The following is an 18,472-nucleotide window of genomic DNA, read 5'->3' on the forward strand; positions in this document are numbered from 1 at the left end:
TGTGCGCGGGATCAGCCGAGGCGCACGACGGTCTCGACGTGGGTCTCGAGCTGGCGGTGAGCCGGCACGGTCTCGCGGAAGATCAGGCTGAGCTTGCCCGCGATCACGTCGATCGAGACGATGTCGAGCTCGAGCTCGCGGATCTCGCTGCGGCCACGAAACCCGACCTCGGCGATCACCCGCGCCGAGGGCAGAGCGAAGGCCAGGTCGCCGCGCGGATCCATTCCGACCAGCGCGACCGGCTCGCCGCCGACGAAGCGCCGCGTGGCGACGAGCGCCGGCGGAGCGGCGAGGAAGAAGCGCTCGTCGAAGTCGCGCGGCCACAGCGGGCAGCGGGTCTCGGCCCAGGCCTCGTCGTAGGTCCCGGCGAAGCGCACGCGCGGCTCCCAGCCGGTGCCCCGGGGCAGGAAGCCGACGGGCGGGGGGCGATCACCGACCCCGGTGATCCGCTGGCGGGGGTGCTCGATCTGCGGCAGGGGCTGGCCCACGGCTTCCTCTGCGCTCGCGTAGATCCCCGCGCCGATCGGGTTGCGCGTCTCGATCACGCGCGGGTCGACGACCGAGCTGCCCCCGAAGGCGCGCTCCCAGACCAGCGGGACGCGATCGAAAGGCAGGGGCCGGCTGATCTCGCGCAGCCTGGTCCAGCGCCGCTCCCCGAAGACCACGGCCTCCTGAATGCACGATCCGACGCGCGCGCCGACGGCCCGCTCGGTGCAGGTCTTGCCCGCGGGCGCGCAGGCATCCGCGCGCACGTGGACCTCCGTGGTCGTGCGCTCGTAGGCGATCGGCGCCTCCCACAGCGCGCTCGACAGGCCCGACTCCCCGTACCAGCGCGGGGCCGGGCTCGGCGGGGGCTGGTCCGCGCAGGCCACCAGCGGCCTGGACGCGCCGGGAGCCGGGAGCTCGAAGTGCAGCGCGGCCCAGATCAGCAGCAGGTCGCCGCCGTCGCGGTCGATCCCCGGCATGCCCATGGCCCCGAGGCCGATCCCGCGGACCCTCACGCGCCCTCCAGCCACGCGCGCAGCTTGACGATCGCGTTGTGTTGCACGGAGACGGGCCAGCTGAAGCTGATGTACAGGGGGACGCCGGTGGTCGCGTCGAGCTCACGCAGGGCCCGCTCGCGCATGGACCACAGCGAGGTTGGGCGGGCGATCTCGTCGACGCGCGCGTGGTTGTCGACGGGGCGGCCAAAACGGTAGCGCCCCCCGAGAGCGAGCTGGGAGCCACGCGCGGCCCACAGGTCGCGCCAGCGCTGGGCATCGAGCACGGGCCGCAGGCGAGGCTGGCCCTCGCGCTCGGGGTCGGCGGCGTCGGGGTCCGGGACCCAGGTCGACTCGATCCAGCCCGGGCCGAGGATCCGCTCGAGCGCGATGCCAGCGTCGAGCGCGAGTCCGGGCTGGTCGAGGGCGCGGATCAAGGCCGGGACCGCCGTCGGCGAGCCGTGGCTCGACAGCGCCCACAGGTGCCCGGGCTCGAGCGTGGTCCGCTCGGCGAGCTCGGCGAACACCCCGGCGTCGCGGGCAGCCGGCGCGAGGGCCCAGACCTCGTAGTGCGCGGCCCCGAGCTCGCGGCCCTGCACGCACGCGAGGCGGAGCTCGTCGAGGACGTCGAGGCGCCCGAGGTCGAGCATCAGCTCGATCAGCCGCGGGTCGTCCGGGGCCTCGCGCCAGGCTCCCTCGATGGTCGCGAGCGCGGCCTCGGCCCCCGCGTGGGTCAAGAGCCCGAGCGCACGCCAGCGCAGCTCGGGGTCGAGGTCCGGGGTCTCGAGCAGGGCGCGGGCGAGGGCTGGCGGGCGATGGTCGAGCTCGTCGAGCATGTCGAGGAGCGCGACCGCGAGCGGGACCGGAGCGCCCTCGAGGGCGTCGGCCAGCGTGCTCGCGTCCCGGCCGTGGAGCGCGTGAGTCAGGGCGCTCGCCCACAGCGAGAGCTCCTCGGGATCGTCGGCGAGGTCGCGCATGCGCGCGACGGCCGTGGCCCGGTGGGTCGCGCTGCCGGCCGCGCACAGCAGGTAGGCGTAGCCGCGCGCGACGTCCGGGTCGGGGTGCGTGAGCATCTCGTCGGCTGCCCCGCCGAGGCGACGGCCGCGCTCGGCCCCGATCCACAGGCGATCGTAGATCCGGCGATCGAGCTCGGCGACCTCGGGCCACGGGTAGTTCGACTCGCGCAGGTCGTCGTGGCGGCTGACCATCAGCGATCCGATCTGCTCGAGGTGGTCGCGCAGGCGACCGGTGTCGAACTCGCGCGTGCGCGGGGAGAATTTCGCGGCCAGGGGCTGGGTCAGGAGTCGGCTGTCGGGCTTGGCCTCGACCACGCAAGCGCCGAGCTCCCCGCTTTCGGCGCAGCCGTAGACGAGCACGCGCGCGCGTCGCTGGCCGGCCCGGGCCTCGGCGCCGCCGATTGCGAACGCGTGCGCGAGCTGGAGAATCGGCGCCGCGGCCCCGGGGTTGCCGAGGGTCTCGGCGACCAAGTCGACGCGCAGGGGCTCGGGCAACAGCCCGGCGTTGCGCAGGTAGGCGGACACGAACTCGCGCCCCCAGTAGCCCGCGTCCCACTGGCACGAGAGCACGCGGTCGACCCTGCCGAGCTGCGGAGGCCCGAGGCGCAGGCGACGAAACGCGCGGGTCAGCCCGCTCGCCTCGCTCGGCCGACCCTGGGCGAAGCCGAGCGGCTCGTGGTCGTGGGTGTGGGCGATGATCTCAAACCCGTCCCGGCTCGCGCCGGTCCTCGTCAGGAGCAAGAAGCCCGCGCCCTCGCCGGGGAGGTAGCCTTCGACGCCGCCGTCGATCAGCCGCTCGGCCGCGGCGAGCTGGGTCAGCGAGGCGGGGTCGCAGCGCGAGTCGATCGCCCCGAGGACCAGGGGATCGCGGCCCGCGTCGAGCAGCTGATCGGCGACGCTCATCAGCTGAAACAAGCCCGCGGCCCCGCTGAGTCGGACCCCCTCGGGGAGCGCTCCGGGCACGCGCAAGAGCTCGAGGCGGATCCCCGTCCGCGCCGCACGCTGCTCGAGCTGGGCCCACAGCGGGCCCAGGTGCCAGTCGCCGCCGCCGTCGTTCTCCGGGAGCGCGAGCATGATCGGGAGCCGGTCGAGCCCGAGCGCGCGGGCGACGGAGAGCAGCTCGCCGATCGCCTGATCCGCGAGCTCGGCCATGCGCACGGTCCGACTCATGCGCGGGGGGAGCAGCTCGAGCCGGCTCGCGCGGATCGGCAGCCCGCGCTCGTCGAGCTCGCCGGTCTCCTCGAACACGTCGGATCCAGACGCGAGCTCGAGGATCGTCGAGCCGCGCTCGATCCCGAGAGGCGAACACAGACCGCAGGCCAGCACGTGCAAGGGGCGAGTCACCCGGACCTCACTAGTTGATGTTGACCGAGCCGCCGCGGATCCGCTGGCGTCGCCGGGCCCAGCTGGTCACGTCGCGGCCGCGGATCTGCACGGAGCCGTCGCTGCGCAGGGTGATCGAGGCGTCGCCGCAGCGCAGCACGAGCTCGCGGCTGGCCTCGATGACCTCGCGCTCGCCGTCGAGCTCGATCTCGAGTTCGGGCTCGGAAAGCTCGGCCTCGGGTAGCTCGGGCTCGGAAAGCTCGGCCTCGGGTAGCTCGGGCTCGGAAAGCTCGGCCTCGGGTAGCTCGGGCTCGGGCGCGCTCGGGCCGTGGAGGCTGAGCAACACGGGGGCGTCGGCCCGGCCGTCGAGGAACGCGAGCACGACCTCGCGCCGCTCGCTAGCAGCGCGCTCGAGCTCGGCCCGAGGCACGGGCCCGAGGGTCGCCGCCGGCCGGGGCGAGGCCCCGGAAAATTCGACGAGCGCGCGCCCCTGGGCGTCGAGCCCGACGATTCGCCCCAAGCGCGGGTGCAGCCCAGTCGCCTGCGCGGGGGCCCAAGTCAGCCGCTTGCTCCCGTCAGGCATGGGCCCGGCCTCCGGCGTGGGGACGGGGGGTGCCCGAGAGCGTGTGGTCGTTCGGCAGGTCAGCCAAGCTCGTCCTCCTCATCTTCATCTGCATCTGCATCTGCATCGTTCGCCACCGTCGAGTAGCGCCTCATCGCCGTCACCCCCGCGAGCGTGAACGCGAGCTCGTCGACCCGCGCGGGCTCGTCGGCGTAGATCGCCACGAACACCGGATCGTCGAGGGCGTTGCGGGTCCACAGTACGGCGGCTTCTTGGGTCCAGAGGGCCCCGGTCATGTGATCGGAGCCGTGCTGACGGAAGAACCCGCGCGCGCTCAAGAGCGCGTCGAAGCGCGCCCCGTGATCGGGCTGGGCCTCGAAGACCTCGGCGGTCGCGACCCAGCGGTAGCGTCCGCCGACGAAATTTGTGAACGCGCAGCGAAACAGCCAGGCCGGCAGCGAGGGCGCCATCACCCGGTAGTTGTCGGGCCCCGAGGCGACCAGCGCCTGGACCCCGCCGGGCATCGCGAACTGCACGAGCTCGGGCTCGGCGAGGTCCGGGGCGCAGCGCAGGAACGAGTCCATCGGCGCGCCTGCGTCGTCGACCCCGACGAGCACGAAGGGCGCGGGCGGGATCCAGCCCCTGGCCTCGAAGCGCTCGACCAAGCTCGCCGCGCGCATGTCCGCGCCGACGAACCCGGCACAGATCCCCCCGAGGTCTTCGCCCATGCGCTCGAGCAGCTGACGCTGGACCTCGGGCAGGCGGCGCTCAGCGACTCGCTCGAGCCTGGCGATGAGCTCGGGCGAGGCCCCGCGGATCCGGCCGCACAGGCCGGGCTCGAGGGACTCGAGGGACTCGAGGAGCTGGGCGATCGTGAGCATGGCCGCTCCCCTGGCCTAGGCTGGGCCCCGCCCGATCTTCAGGCCGACCTCGTGCTCGAGCTTGCCGGCGATCGCCCACCACTCGTCGCGGGTCGTGCACCCGAGGTAGACGGCCACGGACTCCTGACCGCCGAGCTCGGTGACCAGCGCGAGCGCCCGCGGACCGACGAACACCTGGTCCCAGGACCCGGAGAGCGGGTGAAGCTCGGCGCCGGCTTGGCGCAGATGCTTGGCGACCTGCGCGAGCTTGCCCGTCTCGGACCCGCGCGCGCTGATCGTCCCCGCCGCCGGCATGTCGCCGATCAGCCGGGTCGCGTGCGCCGACAGCAGGTAGGTCGAGAACCGGCTGGCGAAGGGGCGGACGTAGCCGACCCCCTCGGGCCCGGGCGGCGACTCGAACGAGACGAGGCCGACGCCGTCGCCCTCGATGCCGCGATCGACGAACAGGTGAAACTCCGAGTCGGCGTCAGCGAGGCCGATCTGCAGGTAGCGAGGCGAGCGCCACGCGACCTGCTTCAGCCACTTGATCAGGGTCTTGGGCCGCAGGTCCATGTCGGCGTAGCAGCGCAGCTGGGCGAAGCTGCGCCCGAGGGTCTCGAGGTAGGCGCGGTACCAGCCCGGGAGCGCCTCGGCGTGGGCGCGCTCGAGCTTGTCGATCAGCTTGGCCGGGCAGCCCTCGGGCTCAAACTCGGGATCGAGCTCGACGAGGGCGGCCGGGAGCGCGCGGACACGCTCGAGCTCCTCGGCGACACGGGGCGATGACTCAGTCGACATAGTGGATCTGATCGGGGTTGCTGGAGTTGGGCGGCTCGGGGCACAGCAGCGCGGGCAAGATCCGCTGGCAGGTCGTGCACGAGGCCGCGTGGTTGCCGTCACTATAGGGCCCCGCCTTGGGCCCGCGCCAGAACTCGGTCATCGACAGCGGGGTCAGGCCTTCGGCGATCGCCGCCTGGATCAGCTTGGGCGCAGCGCAGTTGCCCGGGGCGGTGCTGTCGGTCGGGGCCGGGCGGAACACCACCTTGCGCCCGCCCACCGTTCGCATCGGCTGGCCGACTGGGCTCGGCTGGGGCTCGGGGATCGGCAAAAAGCCGGTCGGCGGTCGACCCGAGCACGCGCGCAGGGTCCGACGTCGGCCCTGCTTGTCCTGGGCCATGAGCACGCCGATCATGTAGCCGCGCCCGTTGCGTTCCTCGGGCGAGTGGCTGTACGCGACCTTGGCCTTGTTCTGGGAGTCGGCGCGCTTCTTGCCCTCTTTGACGGCGGGGAGCGGGTGCCCGCCCTGCTTGCCGCACAGCGGACAGTCGCTGTCGTCGCCATAGGCGAGGCCGGGGCTCGGGGTCCCGAGGGCGGCGTTGCCCCCGGTGTTGCTGTTGTTGCCGTTGTGCAGGCAGATCTCGAGGAAGCGGATCACGCCCTTGGCCTCGAACTTGACGTCCGTGCTGCACATCGCCCAGGTCAGCTTGCCCTTGATCTTGCTCGACACGACGCCGCCGCCAGCCGAGCCAGCCTCGTCGCCGGCGCTCATGCACAGCTCGGCGCCCTTGATCGCCGGCATCTCGCCGTCGCAGGTGACCTGCTTGGCGCCCTTGGCCAGGTCGCTGTCCTTGGCGACGTTGACGTAGGGGATCGGCACCGGCCCGCCCGGCGACGGGGTCTTGCACACGTCGGGGATCGGGCAGGTCTGCACGCCGCCGTCTCCCTTGTGAAGAATCGAGCGACCGTTTGCGAATACCGTGGGCATGGGCTCTGTCCTCGACCGGGCTCAGTTGGATTGGACCTTCGAGCCCTTGACCACGACATTCTTCGAGCCTTTGACCGTGATCGTCGCGCCGGTGATGGTGACGTCGCCGCTCTTGGCCAGGACGATCTGGGCCTTGCCGCACTTGAGCCTGAGCTCGTCCTTGAACTCGAACATACCCTTGGCGTTGGACCCGATCATCATGTCCTTGTCGGCGTTCATCGACAGCTTGTCCGAGGTCATGATACCCAGAGCCTCGCCCGTCTGCAGCGTGCCCTTCTTGGCGGCCTTGACGATGAAGTCCTTGCCAGCCTCGATGGTCCGGCTGCCTCCGGCCTCGTCCTTGTGGTCCGCGCCGACAGTCACGGACTTGATCGCGCCGACCTCCTCGGCCGAGGCCGCGCCGACCGATTGGTTGAGCGCCGCGCCGACGCTGACCTGCATGGCCGCGCCGACCGTGACGACCTTGGTGATCGCTACGGTCTCGGTCGCGCTGGCGCCGATCGTCTCCGCGCGGTTGCTGGCGATGGTCACCGTCTGGTTGTTGCCGATCGTCACCCTCTGATCCTTGGCGACCGTGAGCGTGAGGTTGTTGCCGACGGTCTCGGTCTCGTCCTTGCCGACGCTGATGGTCTGGTCGTTGCCGACGCTGATGGTCTCGTCGTGGCCGACGGTCTTGCTGCGGTCGTGGCCGACGCTGTGGCTCTCGTCGTTGCCGACGCTCTGGTTCTTGTCGTGGAGGGTCTCGATGGTCCAGTCTTTTTGCGCGTGGAGGTAGATCTCCTCGGCGCCCGCGCTGTCCTCGAAGCGCAGCTCGTTGCTGCCGCCCCCGCCCGGCGACGAGCTCGTGCGGATCCCCGACTGGGTCTTGTCTCCGGGCAGCGCGAAGGGCGGGGGGTTGTCGCCGTTGTAGACGCAACCGGTGACCAGGGGGCGGTCGGGGTTGCCCTCGAGGAACTCGACGACGACCTCCATGCCGATGCGCGGGATGAACTGCGCGCCCCAGCCCGGGCCCGCCCAGGATTGGGCTACGCGGACCCAGCACGACGAGCGCACGTCGTAGGTCGGGTCTTCTTGCCAATAAAACTGCACGCGGATGCGCCCGTGCTTGTCGACGTCGATCTCTTCGCCCTCGCTGCCGCATACGATCGCGGTCTGGGGCCCGTGGACCCGCGGCTTGGGCGTGCGCTGGGCGGGGCGCAGGTCCTTGGTTCGGGGCACGCACTCGAAGTAGTTGCGGTAGCCGACGCCCTCGAGGCTCGACCCGTTCCAAACGTTCTCGCCCTCGTGCTCGACCCGCACGAGCACGAGCTCGTCGTCGAGCTCGATGAGATCGTGGCCCTCGATGTCGATGACGTGGCCGGCGCGAAAGCCCGTCGCGTTGCCGCGCCCATGCCCGCGCATGCCCGCGACTGCCTCGGCCGCGACCAGATCCTGGGCCCGCGTCGCGCCGTCGTCGGTCTCGAGCTGGCGGTGGCCGTGAACGTAGACCCGGCGCGTACGCCCGCGCTCGTCGGGCTCACCGACCTCGCTCGACAGCAGGTTGGTGGGCATCATCCAGTCGAAGTCGCGGCGCAGCGCGCCCGTGCTGCGCAGACGCCGACGCCACTCGACGGCCTGGACCGACTCGACCTCGACTTCGTCGGGGTTGTGGATGATGACCGGAAACTGCGGGCTGGCGTCGACGTTGGCCGCCCAGGGCAAGGCCTTGTTGTTGTCGAACAGCGTCAGGATCTCGTGGCCCGCGCCCTCGTCGTGAGCGAAGTAGTAGCCGATGCCTTCCTCCTCGAGCAGGCGACACACGAACGCGAAGTCCGACTCGCGAAACTGCACGCAGTAGCTGCGCAGGTCACGACCCCGCGCCACGTCACTGGTCGCGACCTCGCGCCCGTACTCCGACAGCTCGCCGAGGATCTCCTCGATGATCTGGATCGGGCTCGCGTCCTGCCACAGGCGCGAGTGGACGCGCTGCTCGAGCAGCGCGAAAGCCGGGCGGATGTCGAGGCGCAGGCGGGTGTGGCGATCGAGGGACACGCCCAGCCAGTCGATGCCTGCGACCACGCCCATGACCGAGGTCTCCGGGGCTGTGCCTCGGGTCAGCGCGATCTCCACGCTGGCGCCGAGCAGCTCGTCGACCTCGATATCGTGCTCCTCGGACGCGACCTCGAGCGTGATCTGATAGGGCTCGCTGATCGCCTCGTGCATGCGAAAGCGTTGAATTCGCCAGTCGTCGACCGCGGGTACGTCTTTTGAAGAAAGCCTATAGAAGACCGGCTCGAGTCGGACCTCGGACATCTCGTCAGCCATCTCCGGTCATCATGCCACGGCTTTGACGGAAAAAAATCATGGCAGCCGGTAGCACCAACCATCGATCCATCGATCCGCCGACAGTCCGAGCGACCGCGACCGGAGGTCTGCATCAGCCGCCTGCGATCGACCCCATCCGCGAGTCGGCGGCGGTCGCCACCCACAGCGTGATACGTTTCGGCCGTGCCGATCCATCACCGCATCGCGGCTGGTGACAGCGTGTCGAGCCTGGCGCGACGCTACGGGCTCATGCCCGAGACGATCTGGGACGCGCCCGAGAACGGCGAGCTGCGCGAGCGCAGGGAGGACATGAACACGCTGTTGCCCGGAGATGTGCTCGTGATCCCCGACAAGCGCGCGGCCGCGATCAAGCGCTCGACCGGGCGCGCGCACCGGATCCGCGTCAAGGGCACGCTGGCGACGCTGCGCATGCAGGTCTGCGACTTCGGTGAGCCACGCGCGAGCCAGGACTTCGTGCTGACGATCGGCGAGCGCGTCATCAAAGGCACGACCGACGCCAAGGGGATCCTCGACGTCAAGGTCCCCGTGCTCGCTACCGAGGGCCTGCTGGTCATCGGCGAGGATGGTCACAGCATCGGCCTGATGTTCGGGCACCTCGATCCCGCGACCGAGCTCTCGGGCGTCCAGCAGCGTCTCGTCAACCTCGGCTACACCTGTCACGATCCCGCGGGCGAGCTCGGCGAGTCGACCCAGGAGGCGTTGCGCGCGTTCCAGCGCACCCACGACCTCGAGGTCAGCGGCGAGCTCGACGACGACACGCGCGCGCGGCTCATCGAGCTTCACGACGGCGTGGTCGACTCGATCCCCACGGGGGCGTCATGAGCGGAGCAGCGCGGCGCGCTCGCTCACTCGCCCGACGCGCCCGAGCTCTGGTCGGAGACGTCGTCGTGAAGCTCGGCGAGCCGCGCACGCGTGGTCTCGTCGAGCTCGCCGCTGACCTCGAGATCGGGGCGCTGCGACAGCTGAAACGCGCGCAGGGCCTCGCGGGTCTTGGTCCCGAGCGTGCCATTGGCGGGGCCGCAGTCGTAGCCGAGGTTGGTCAGGCGCTGCTGGACGCCGGACAGCTCGTCGATCGGATCGAGGTGGCCGAACATCAGCTGGACCACGAACTCGTCCTCGCCGATCGTCAGCTCGCCGGTGCGCGAGCGCGGGGGCAGCTTGACCTCGACGACCCCGTCGGCGTCGGCGCTGCCCTCGATCGTGGTCTCGCCGTCGACGATCAGGGTGAAGGCCTGGTTCGCGCGCGGCTCGCCAAAGTCGAACAGCTGCAGGCGGAAGCTGGCCGGGACGCCCTTGCGCCGGAAGGTGTGGCGGGCGTCCGTCATCACGTGCTCGGGCTTCATGCGCCGCTCGGGGATGAACAGCTGATCCCCGGGCATCAGGGTGTTCATGTCTGGGCGCGCGGCCCGGAGCGCCGCGTTCTCCGGCGCGTTCCAGATCGTCAGCTCGTAGAGCCCGTAGTGCTCGGCCAAGCTGGTCACGCTGTCCCCCGATTTCACGACATGCACAGTCGCCACTCGCCCAATATACACCCGGAGGTCGCGGCGTGAGCCCGACGAAGCCGACCCCAGCGATGCGCCGGCGCGCGGCCCAACGCAAGTCGGCCGCGGCCCAGCTGCGCCGCGACCTGCTGCACCATTTGTGGACCGCGTTCCCGCTGCACTGCGTCACCCTCGGCGAGGCCCAGGCCAAAGCCTGCGTCGAACACATCATCGAGCGCGGCCAGGCCCACGGCTCGACCTCGCTCGCCGGCCTGCGCAGCTACGCGAACCTGATGCTGTTCATGGGCAGCCGCTTCGACGAGGACCCGCAGCTCCCCTGGGTCGCCGCCCAGCTGGGCCACAGCAAGTCGATCGCCGAGCTGAGCTCGCGGGCCGCCGTCGAGCTCGGAGCGATCGCCGGGGCCGAGGGCCAGCACTACCGGCGCGCCCTGCTGTGGGCCCGCTCGAAGCGCTTCGACGCGCTCTACGTGAACTACGCGCAGCGCGGAGAGCCCGGGCTGCAGGCCATGCTCCGCGCGACCTGGGAGCAAAAGGTCGACGCCCTCGGCGAGGCCGGGGTCGCCGAGCTGCTCGCCGACGCGCGGGCAAGGTCGATCGCCCACTTCGAGGACGGCGCCCAGGCGCCGCTCACGAACGAGTGGATCATGGTCTACTCGAGCTTGATGCTGCTGCTCGGCAGCGCGTTCGCGCTCGATCCCTTTCACCCCTGGGTCGGCCCCGCGCTCGCCAGGGCCGCCGAACACCCGAACGACGCCGCCGGCCTGCTGCACACAGCCGCGGTCCGCGAGCTCGAGCGGTTCTTGATCCTCGATCGGATCGATCGCGACGTCTGAGCCCGCGACGAAGGAGACGATTGGACATGGGTTGTTGCGACTTCAGTCAGGCCAAGCTCGAGGACGAATCACAGCTGATGAGGACCGACACCTCGGCCCAGGTCGCCCAGCTGAAGGCCGCGGTCGCCCGCGTGTCGGTGGCGCCGAGCGGGGGCGGCGACAACCCCCGCGTCAACACCCTCGACCTTCCCCCGCCGCCAATCTACTACGTGATCGTCGGCTTCGGCCCAGCGGCGGTCATGAACCACACGACGCTGCGCGGCGCGAACTTTGGCCGGAGGCGGATCGGCAACCTCAGGGTCATGCATATCGGGTTCAACAACCCCTGGCCGCAGTATGTCGAGCACGGCATGGGCCAGGTGCCCTTCTTGCTGACGATGCCCGGGTTCGCGGTCCAACCCAACGTCGGCGGCCGGGTCATCGACGGTGGCCTCCACTCCCGCGACTTTGGCAACGCGATCAACGCTCAATTCGCCGCCTTGAAGGGGGCGCACGGCAACGACATCGAGGAGTGCCGCGGCTGGGTCGCGTGGGTTCAGCACCGCGACCGCCAGCAGGTGACGCCGCCTCTCGCCGACTTCAACGCGGAGAGGCAAGGCGGCACGGAGCTGCACACGGCGATCGTCAACTACATCAACCTGCTCAACGCGCGCAACGAGTGGCCGGACGACGACGAGGCCGTCTACCGGCTCATCGTCGTCGGCCTCAACCAAAACCGCATTCCCCAGCTCAGGGCCGTGTACGCGGCGTACATCGACTTTTGCACGGGGCCGGGCCGACCCAACGTGTTCATGCCCGGAGGCCCAGACGCCGCGACGACGGCGCTGATCGAAGAGGCGCGCACGGCCCCGTGGCTCCCGCCCGAGGCCTGGAGCGCCGATCTGCGAAATCGGCGCGTGCTCAACGGCGTCGACGCGATCGTCGATCAGGTTCAGTGGAACGCGAACGAGCGGATCATGGTGACCGCGGGCGGCGGCGTCGGGCTCAACGCCGCAGAGAAGGCCCGCAACGTGCGTTGCTTCCTCGACTGGATCGCCCGCAACACGCTCAACGACACCTTCGCCAACCCGCGCAACCACACGTTCTTGAGGTCCCCCAACGGGGGACCGATGGCGGTCTACGAACTCGACCAGGTCGCCCCCTTTCACGACCCTCGAGCGCGATACATCCCCGAACCCCCGGACCAGCGCCAGCGCTTCGGTCGCAAGCTCAAGCTCGACAAACTCGAGATCGTGGCGGGCAACGCGGGGAACATGGTCGCGGTCTCGCTGGACGGGGACAATCGCAACGCCGTGATCATCGACTCGACCAGGGTGCGCCTCGGACTCATCGACCCGCCCGATCCCACCAACGCGCTCAACCTGCTGCTCAACATCGGGGCGGGCAAGCTCATGTTGAATTGCAGCGTGGGCTACCTCCAAGCCGCCGAGCGGCTCCTCGGGCACGCGTCCGGGTGGCCGTCGCTAAACTACGACCGACTCGTGATCCCCAACGGGCAAGATTCCCAAGCGCTCGGGCAGCCGATCCGCTTCACCGAGATCCAGGGGATCGGTCCGCTCACGCTCGCCGACGGTCGCATGGCCGCACTTCAGAGCAACGATCAGAGGGTGCGCATGCTCGGCGCGGCCTGTCAGGTCTATAATCAGTACGCGCTCGCGTCGTGGAACCGTGGAGGGGCCACCCCGCGCGATCGGATGTGGAGCTACCACTCGACGCTCGCCGTGTCTGCGGTCCCGGACGGCTTCATCCTCAGCGGGATCAACATCGCGAACGCCAACCAGTTCTTCGCCCAGAAGCACAACATCAACATCAACACGATGACCGTGGATGAGATTCAGGCCATGCTTCCGGCGCTGGCCAACTACCCCGCGAATTCCCAGGCCGTCGCCCACCAGATCGTCGCCTGCCGCCACCGCGCCAACGGCTACGCGAACTTCGCCGCGCTGATGAACGTCGTCAACGCGGGCCAGGCCCAGATCCCGCCGTTGACCGTCAACCCGCCGGCGAACTGGCAGCCAGGGCCCAACGACGGTCCGGTCCCGGCCCTCAACCCTCCGCTATTGCTCGCAGACGCGGCCCCGTTCGCGGTGTTCCGCTACGGCTACCCGTAAGCGTAGCGCCCGCCGGGCTTGTGCTCGCGGTGCAGCCACTCGAGGTGACCGAAGCGCTGCTCGAGCGCCTGGCCGGCGCTCGGCATCTCGGCCGCGACGACCTCGGCCCCGTCGAAGCCCAGCGTCTCGACGGGGTCGACCGGGTTGCGGCCGAAGTCGGCGTACTCGAGCTTGGCCAGCGAGGCCGACTTCGCCAGGGCGACGTAGGCGTCGAAGCCGAAGTTGTTGTCGACGCCCGACAGCCAGCGCAGCTCGCCAAACAGCCCGCTCGCGGCGAGCAGCTTCAGGTGGATGTCGTAGAGCCCGAGCCGGTCGAGCCCGAGGGTCCGGACCTTGGCGAGCTGCGGGCACGTGAACAGACCCTCGTCGACGTCGCGGATGGCGAGCAGATCGACGTGGCGGATCGGCGCGTGGGCGAACAGCGCGGCCCCATGATCGAGGAGCTGGCGGGCGCTGAGCTCGACGTGCTCGATGAACCCGCGGACGAAGTGATGCGCGCTCACGAAGGGCGCGATCGGGGCCGCCCACGCGGCGGCGTGGGCCTGGAGCAGGGCCTGGATCGAGCTGAGCAAACCCGAGGCTGCACCGATCGACATCGTCGTGAGGCGGATCTGGGCGCGGATCAGCTCGGCCCGCGCCTGGGTGACCGGGTCGGGCTGCTGGGCGCACCAGTCGGCGTAGTCGAGGCGCGGAGCGTCGGCGTCGGGGTCATCGAGCACGGCCTGGCGCAAGGTGGGCTCATCGCTCATCGTTCATCGGTCATAGCACAAGCGTGCGGTCGGGTGGCTCCCCCACCGCGCGCCCGGATCCCGGTGTGTGTTATCCTGAGGCGTGCCGGTCAAGCTCCGCGGGTGGCGGCGAACCCTCGAGTTGGTGGCCTGGGGCGAGCCCGAGTCCGCGGGGATGTTCAGCGCTGACGCGCCGACGCTCACTCGCTTCGAGCTCCGCGCCGCGATCGCCGACGAGCCCAGCGTCGCCGCCTCGCTGCGGGCCGCGATGTCGGGCTTCGGCGAGCTCGCGAGCTTCTCCGCGATCGCGGAGCTCGACGACGACGCCCTGTGCGATCGGGTGCTCGACGCGATCGAGCGCGGGCGTCTGCGCGTGCGCGTGCACGCCTACGAGCCGATGGCCTCGCACCCCGTCGAGGTCGTGGCCCCGGCGAGCGTCCCCGACGAGCGGCCCGCGCTCGCGGACACCGGGCACTGGATCGAGATCGAGCTGCTCGACGACGAGGACCAGCCGGTGGTCGGCGAGCGCTGCCGGGTCGTGCTGCCCGACGAGCGCGAGGTCTACACGCAGACCGATCGAGACGGGCTGATCCGCATCGATCCCACCGTCGCCGGCATGTGCCAGGTCTACTTCCCGGACCTCGACCACGACGCCGTCGCGCCCCTCGTCGCCTACGACGACTGGATCGAGCTCGCGCTCCTCGATGACGACGATCAGCCGGTCATCGGTGAGCGCTGCCGGATCGTGATGCCCGATGGCCGCGAGGTCGCCGCGCGCAGCGATCGCAAGGGCGTGGTCCGGGTCGAGCGCTGCGTGTCCGGTGAGTGCGAGATCTACTTCCCGGACCTCGACGCCGACGTCGTCGCTGCCCTGAGCTAGTGTGCGCGGCAGAGGACTTGAAGGGCCCCAGGCTTGGAGCACCAGCCGCTGACTTCGTTGCTCGTCAGTCATTTGTGCCCGACAAACTCCCTCCTCGCGCCTCGTCAGCAACTGGCGGTCCGGCGCCTGGGACCCTTCAAGTCCTCTGCCGCGCACACTAGGAGCCCCGCTGGGCTTCACCACGGGCTCCTAGAGCGACGCTCAGCCCAGGCGCGTGGCAGCGTCCTCGAGCACCGAGCGATAGGCCGGCGGGACGAGGTCGATCTGCTGGCGGATATAGGGCCCCAGATCCGTATTCGTGAGATCGGCGATGGCCGCGATCACGTAGTCGACGTAGCGCGGGTCGCCCTCGCGCAGGCGGTCGCACAAGAAGTCCAGGGCCTCCACGGTGTTGATCCGCCCGATCGCCTGGATCACCGAGACCCGGGCCGAGTCGGCGTCGGGGAGGTCCCGCGACTCGAAGATCCGCCGCAGGCGATCGAAGGCGTGGGGGAAGTAGAGGTTGGTCAGGGACTTGGCCGCGCGATGGCGGACCTCGGGGTCCTCGGCGCGCAGGGCCTGGGTCAGGGTCGAGAAGCTCCGCTTGAAGCGCAGCGCCCCGAGGGCCTTGGCGACCTGGACCTGGACCTGGGCGTCGCCGCGCTCGTACATGCGCTCGAGGGCGGCGATCACCGGATAGGCGCGCACGTCCTGGAGGCGCGCGACGATCGCCTTGGGGTCGGGGTCGCTCTGACCACGCTTGGCGCGGGCCTCCGCCGCCGAGCGCCCGAGGTCGAGGACCAAGAGCAGCGCGTGGCGGCGCACGTAGTCGGGGTGGCGGCGGTCGGCCATGACCCCGGCGGCGATCAGCTGAGGATCACCGTCGAGCTCCCACTCGGCCAGATCGACGTACCAGACCTCTTCGTAGTCTGGCAGGCGCTTGAGGAATTCGGGCACGGGCACCGGGCGCGGGGCGTCCTCGGGGTTCTTGCCCAGGCGCGTGAGCAGCCGGTGGTAGCGCTCGCGGCCCTTGATCTCGAGGCCGGCGACGCGGCGGTAGACCTCGGCGGCCTGACGAAAGGCCCGCACGGACACGTAGCACTCGGCCGCGGCGAGGTAGGCGTTCTCGACGATCTGCGTGGGGTGGCCGTGGGCAGCGGCGTCCTCGGCCGCGCGCACCCAGGCCTCGCCGGCGCGCAGGCGCAGGTCGTCGCCGTAGGGCAGGCCCGCGCGACCGCAGTAGTCGGCGGCCTCGCGCAGCACCCCGGCGACGGCGTGGTGCTCCCCGGAGCGGCGCGCGAGGGTCACGAAGGCCTCGTAGAGGCGCAGGGCGTCGAGCTTGAGGGCGTCGTCGCGGAGGATGCGGACGCTGTTGAGGTAGCCCTCGGCGACGTTCTCGAACGCGCCGGTCTCGAGGCCGATGCGCGCGAGCAGCTGGTAGCAGTCGAAGGCCCGCTCGCGCAGGCCCTCGGTCTCGAAGCGATCGGCGACCTCCTCGATGGCGGTGGTCGCCTCGGCCAGGGCCTGGCGGGCGCGTTCGGACTCGATGCGGTGCAGGCACAGGCCGTAGTTGATGCGGATCAGCGCCTGCTCGTAGGGGCGGTCGACCAGCGCGTCGCTGCGCGCGCCCTGGCGGTTGATCAGCTGGCTCCACAGCTCGGCCGCCTCGGCGTCGAGGCCCGCGCGCTCGAGCTCGATGGCCCGGTGCACCGCCATGCCGGCGGCCTCGAACCACATCGCGGCCTCGCGGTGGTGCCCGGCCCGGGACAGGTAGATGCCAAAGGCCCGCGCGCCCGCGAGCGCGTCCTCGTCGCCCTCCTCGAGCTCCGTCCTCAGCCGCTCGAGGGCGGCCCCTCCCGGCGGCTCGGTCGAGCCCAGATAGGCCCAGCAGGCCGCGGCGTCACGATACTGGCCGACGGCGCGCAGAGCCTCGGCCATGGCCCGCAGCCACTCGTCGTACTCGAAGTCGATGCGATCGACGACCTCGATCAGCTTGCGCAGGTGCGCGAGGGCGTCGTGCCAACGCCCGGCGTGAAGCGAGGCCTCCGCCCGCACCCAGGTCACCGCGGTGTCGATCACCGCTTGCCTCCCCCGCCCAGGTGACTGCGCGCGCCCACCTGGCTGCGCGCCGCCTCGTCGAGGTCGCTCTCGACCTGCGAGATGATCTGCCGCGCCCGGCTGGCCCGCCGCCCATAGGCGATGGCCTCGTCGTCGATCACGTGGACCCGGTGCAGGGCGTCGAGATAGCCGAGCTCGAGGGGCCCGCGGGGCAGGATGTAGACGCCGTAGATCGGCGCCCGGCTGGCGAGGAGCTGGACCTCTGCCGTGGGGAACTGGGCCTCGCCGTGGGTCAGCAGGTAGACGAGGGTCTGCACGGACTCGCGCCTGGGGGCGGCGAGCTCGGCGTTGAGCTGGCGGATCACCGCGGCGTAGTCACGGCCGCGCTCGGCCCGGAACTGCAACACATAGGGCACCTCGACGCCGGCGTTGCCGACCTTGACGCCCTCGTAGAGCCGGCTGTCGAAGAAGCGCAGCGAGACCTCCTCGCCGAGCAGCGACAGGCGCTTGCACAGCGCCAGGGCCAGGCCGCGGGCGAAGACCTCACGGACCCCGCGCATCGACGCGCTGCCGTCGACCAGCACCCAGTGCTGGCGGCGCTCGTTGTCGTACTGCTTTTGGTGCGTGTAGTAGAAGAGCTCGCGGTCGACGAACTTCTGCTCGAAGATCTCGTCGTCGTAGGCGAGCTGGGAGAGCACCATGTTGTCGATGTGCCCGATGCGCTCGATCGACGCGTAGCCGTCGACGCCAAAGGTCTGCTGGCCCATCTCGCGGCGGACCTCGAGCAGCGAGGGCAGCAGCTCGAGGGAGAAGTCGATCACGTCGGCGAGCTGCGGCGACAAGATCACGTTGTAGAGGTCGGCCAGGTCGACGCCCGCGACCCCCGTGCCCCCGCTGCGAAACAGCCCGAGCAGGCGCAGGGCGTCGACGTCGATCTGCTCGGTCTCCAGCAGGGGCAGCAGGCGATGGGTGCACATCGTCCGCAGCCAGGCCAGGGCGAGCTCCTGGTCGTAGCGCGTGTAGGCCGAGCGCGGGTCGACGCGGGCGTACTGGACCACGTCCACGGGCAGCTCTCGCGGCCGCGCGACCCGGGCCTCCTCGGGCAGCTGCGGGGCCACGCTGTGGAGGATCCGCGCGAGCACGACCCCGACCATGGGATCGCGGTGCTTCCAGGCGGCGGCGTGGCGCACGAGCTCGGTCTCGGCGAGCTCGATCAGCAGCTGGCGCCAGGCCTCGCCCAGGCGCGAGTCGCCGATCCCCTGCACGACCTGCGCCGGTCGACCCAAGCCACAGAGCAGACAGCCGACGTCGTGGACCACGACCAGGGGCACGGCGATGCCCAGGCGCGCGAGCACGTTGTGCCAGGCGACCGCGCGCATCAGCGCCATGGAGCCCACCCCCTCGAGCTCGCTGAGCGCGAGGCTGCCGACCTGGCGCTCGAGGATCGGCATGATCTCGCCGCGGCCGCGGGCCAGCGGGTCCTCGCCCCCCTCCCCCGCCTTGCCCTCCCAGGCCTCCTCGGCCTCGCGCGGCTCTCGTGTGTCCGTGGCCAC

General features: G+C 70.7%; 15 protein-coding genes. 4 read left to right on the forward strand and 11 right to left on the reverse strand.

The genetic code is table 11. The annotated features are described in order from the left end of the window. Nucleotides 1-11: 11 nt before the first annotated feature. From G6O69_RS29340 to tssI, 7 genes are read right to left on the reverse strand one after another with little or no spacing between them, the layout of a single operon-like run. Complete coding sequence (locus tag G6O69_RS29340; RefSeq protein WP_172306783.1) at nt 12-1,016, reverse strand: DUF2169 domain-containing protein; 1,005 nt, start codon at nt 1,014-1,016, stop codon at nt 12-14. Next, entirely contained in the window at nt 998-3,340 is a 2,343-nt protein-coding gene (locus G6O69_RS29345; protein ID WP_172306784.1) for a hypothetical protein, read from the reverse strand. The genes G6O69_RS29340 and G6O69_RS29345 overlap by 19 nt, the downstream gene beginning before the upstream one ends. A gap of 10 nt (nt 3,341-3,350) precedes the next feature. Next, the gene (locus tag G6O69_RS29350) at nt 3,351-3,902 is read right to left on the reverse strand and encodes a DUF6484 domain-containing protein (protein WP_172306785.1); all 552 of its coding nucleotides are present in this window, start codon (nt 3,900-3,902) and stop codon (nt 3,351-3,353) included. Between the two features lie 59 nt (nt 3,903-3,961). After that, nucleotides 3,962-4,762: a hypothetical protein gene (locus G6O69_RS29355; RefSeq protein ID WP_172306786.1), complete on the reverse strand. Its 801-nt coding sequence runs from the start codon at nt 4,760-4,762 to the stop codon at nt 3,962-3,964. Between the two features lie 15 nt (nt 4,763-4,777). Further along, on the reverse strand, nt 4,778-5,536 hold the full coding sequence (locus G6O69_RS29360) for a hypothetical protein (RefSeq protein WP_172306787.1): 759 nt from the start codon (nt 5,534-5,536) through the stop codon (nt 4,778-4,780). Beyond that, a complete protein-coding gene (locus G6O69_RS40685) occupies nt 5,526-6,503 on the reverse strand; it encodes a DUF4150 domain-containing protein (RefSeq protein WP_255215902.1) in 978 nt (325 codons plus the stop codon). The genes G6O69_RS29360 and G6O69_RS40685 overlap by 11 nt, the downstream gene beginning before the upstream one ends. A 21-nt stretch (nt 6,504-6,524) precedes the next feature. After that, nucleotides 6,525-8,795 (reverse strand): type VI secretion system tip protein TssI/VgrG, encoded by a 2,271-nt coding sequence (tssI, locus tag G6O69_RS29370; RefSeq protein WP_172306788.1) that lies wholly within the window; start codon nt 8,793-8,795, stop codon nt 6,525-6,527. A gap of 195 nt (nt 8,796-8,990) precedes the next feature. On the opposite strand from tssI, the gene G6O69_RS42415 reads away from it, so the two are divergent. Continuing rightward, nucleotides 8,991-9,650, forward strand: coding sequence for a peptidoglycan-binding protein (locus G6O69_RS42415; protein ID WP_172306789.1), 660 nt, complete (start codon nt 8,991-8,993; stop codon nt 9,648-9,650). A gap of 23 nt (nt 9,651-9,673) precedes the next feature. On the opposite strand, the gene G6O69_RS29380 is transcribed toward G6O69_RS42415, so the two are convergent. Further along, a complete protein-coding gene (locus G6O69_RS29380; protein ID WP_172306790.1) occupies nt 9,674-10,345 on the reverse strand; it encodes a peptidoglycan-binding protein in 672 nt (223 codons plus the stop codon). Nucleotides 10,346-10,374: 29 nt separating this feature from the next. On the opposite strand from G6O69_RS29380, the gene G6O69_RS29385 reads away from it, so the two are divergent. Next, nucleotides 10,375-11,163: a hypothetical protein gene (locus G6O69_RS29385; RefSeq protein WP_172306791.1), complete on the forward strand. Its 789-nt coding sequence runs from the start codon at nt 10,375-10,377 to the stop codon at nt 11,161-11,163. A 26-nt stretch (nt 11,164-11,189) separates the two neighbouring features. Next, a complete protein-coding gene (locus G6O69_RS29390) occupies nt 11,190-13,274 on the forward strand; it encodes a hypothetical protein (RefSeq protein ID WP_172306792.1) in 2,085 nt (694 codons plus the stop codon). Here the strand turns inward: G6O69_RS29390 and G6O69_RS29395 are convergent. Next, nucleotides 13,265-14,023: a TIGR02996 domain-containing protein gene (locus G6O69_RS29395; RefSeq protein WP_172306793.1), complete on the reverse strand. Its 759-nt coding sequence runs from the start codon at nt 14,021-14,023 to the stop codon at nt 13,265-13,267. The genes G6O69_RS29390 and G6O69_RS29395 overlap by 10 nt on opposite strands. 82 nt (nt 14,024-14,105) lie before the next feature. Between G6O69_RS29395 and G6O69_RS29400 the strand changes: the two genes are divergently transcribed. Next, nucleotides 14,106-14,882 carry a hypothetical protein gene (locus G6O69_RS29400; protein ID WP_172306794.1) on the forward strand — a complete coding sequence of 259 codons (777 nt, stop codon included), beginning with the start codon at nt 14,106-14,108 and terminating at the stop codon, nt 14,880-14,882. A gap of 201 nt (nt 14,883-15,083) precedes the next feature. On the opposite strand, the gene G6O69_RS42420 is transcribed toward G6O69_RS29400, so the two are convergent. Together G6O69_RS42420 and G6O69_RS29410 are read right to left on the reverse strand one after the other, a co-directional pair. Then, nucleotides 15,084-16,940 (reverse strand): HEAT repeat domain-containing protein, encoded by a 1,857-nt coding sequence (locus G6O69_RS42420; RefSeq protein WP_172306795.1) that lies wholly within the window; start codon nt 16,938-16,940, stop codon nt 15,084-15,086. Next, on the reverse strand, nt 16,937-18,472 hold the full coding sequence (locus tag G6O69_RS29410) for a vWA domain-containing protein (protein ID WP_172306796.1): 1,536 nt from the start codon (nt 18,470-18,472) through the stop codon (nt 16,937-16,939). The genes G6O69_RS42420 and G6O69_RS29410 overlap by 4 nt, the downstream gene beginning before the upstream one ends.

It is taken from the genome of Pseudenhygromyxa sp. WMMC2535 (genome assembly GCF_011083025.2).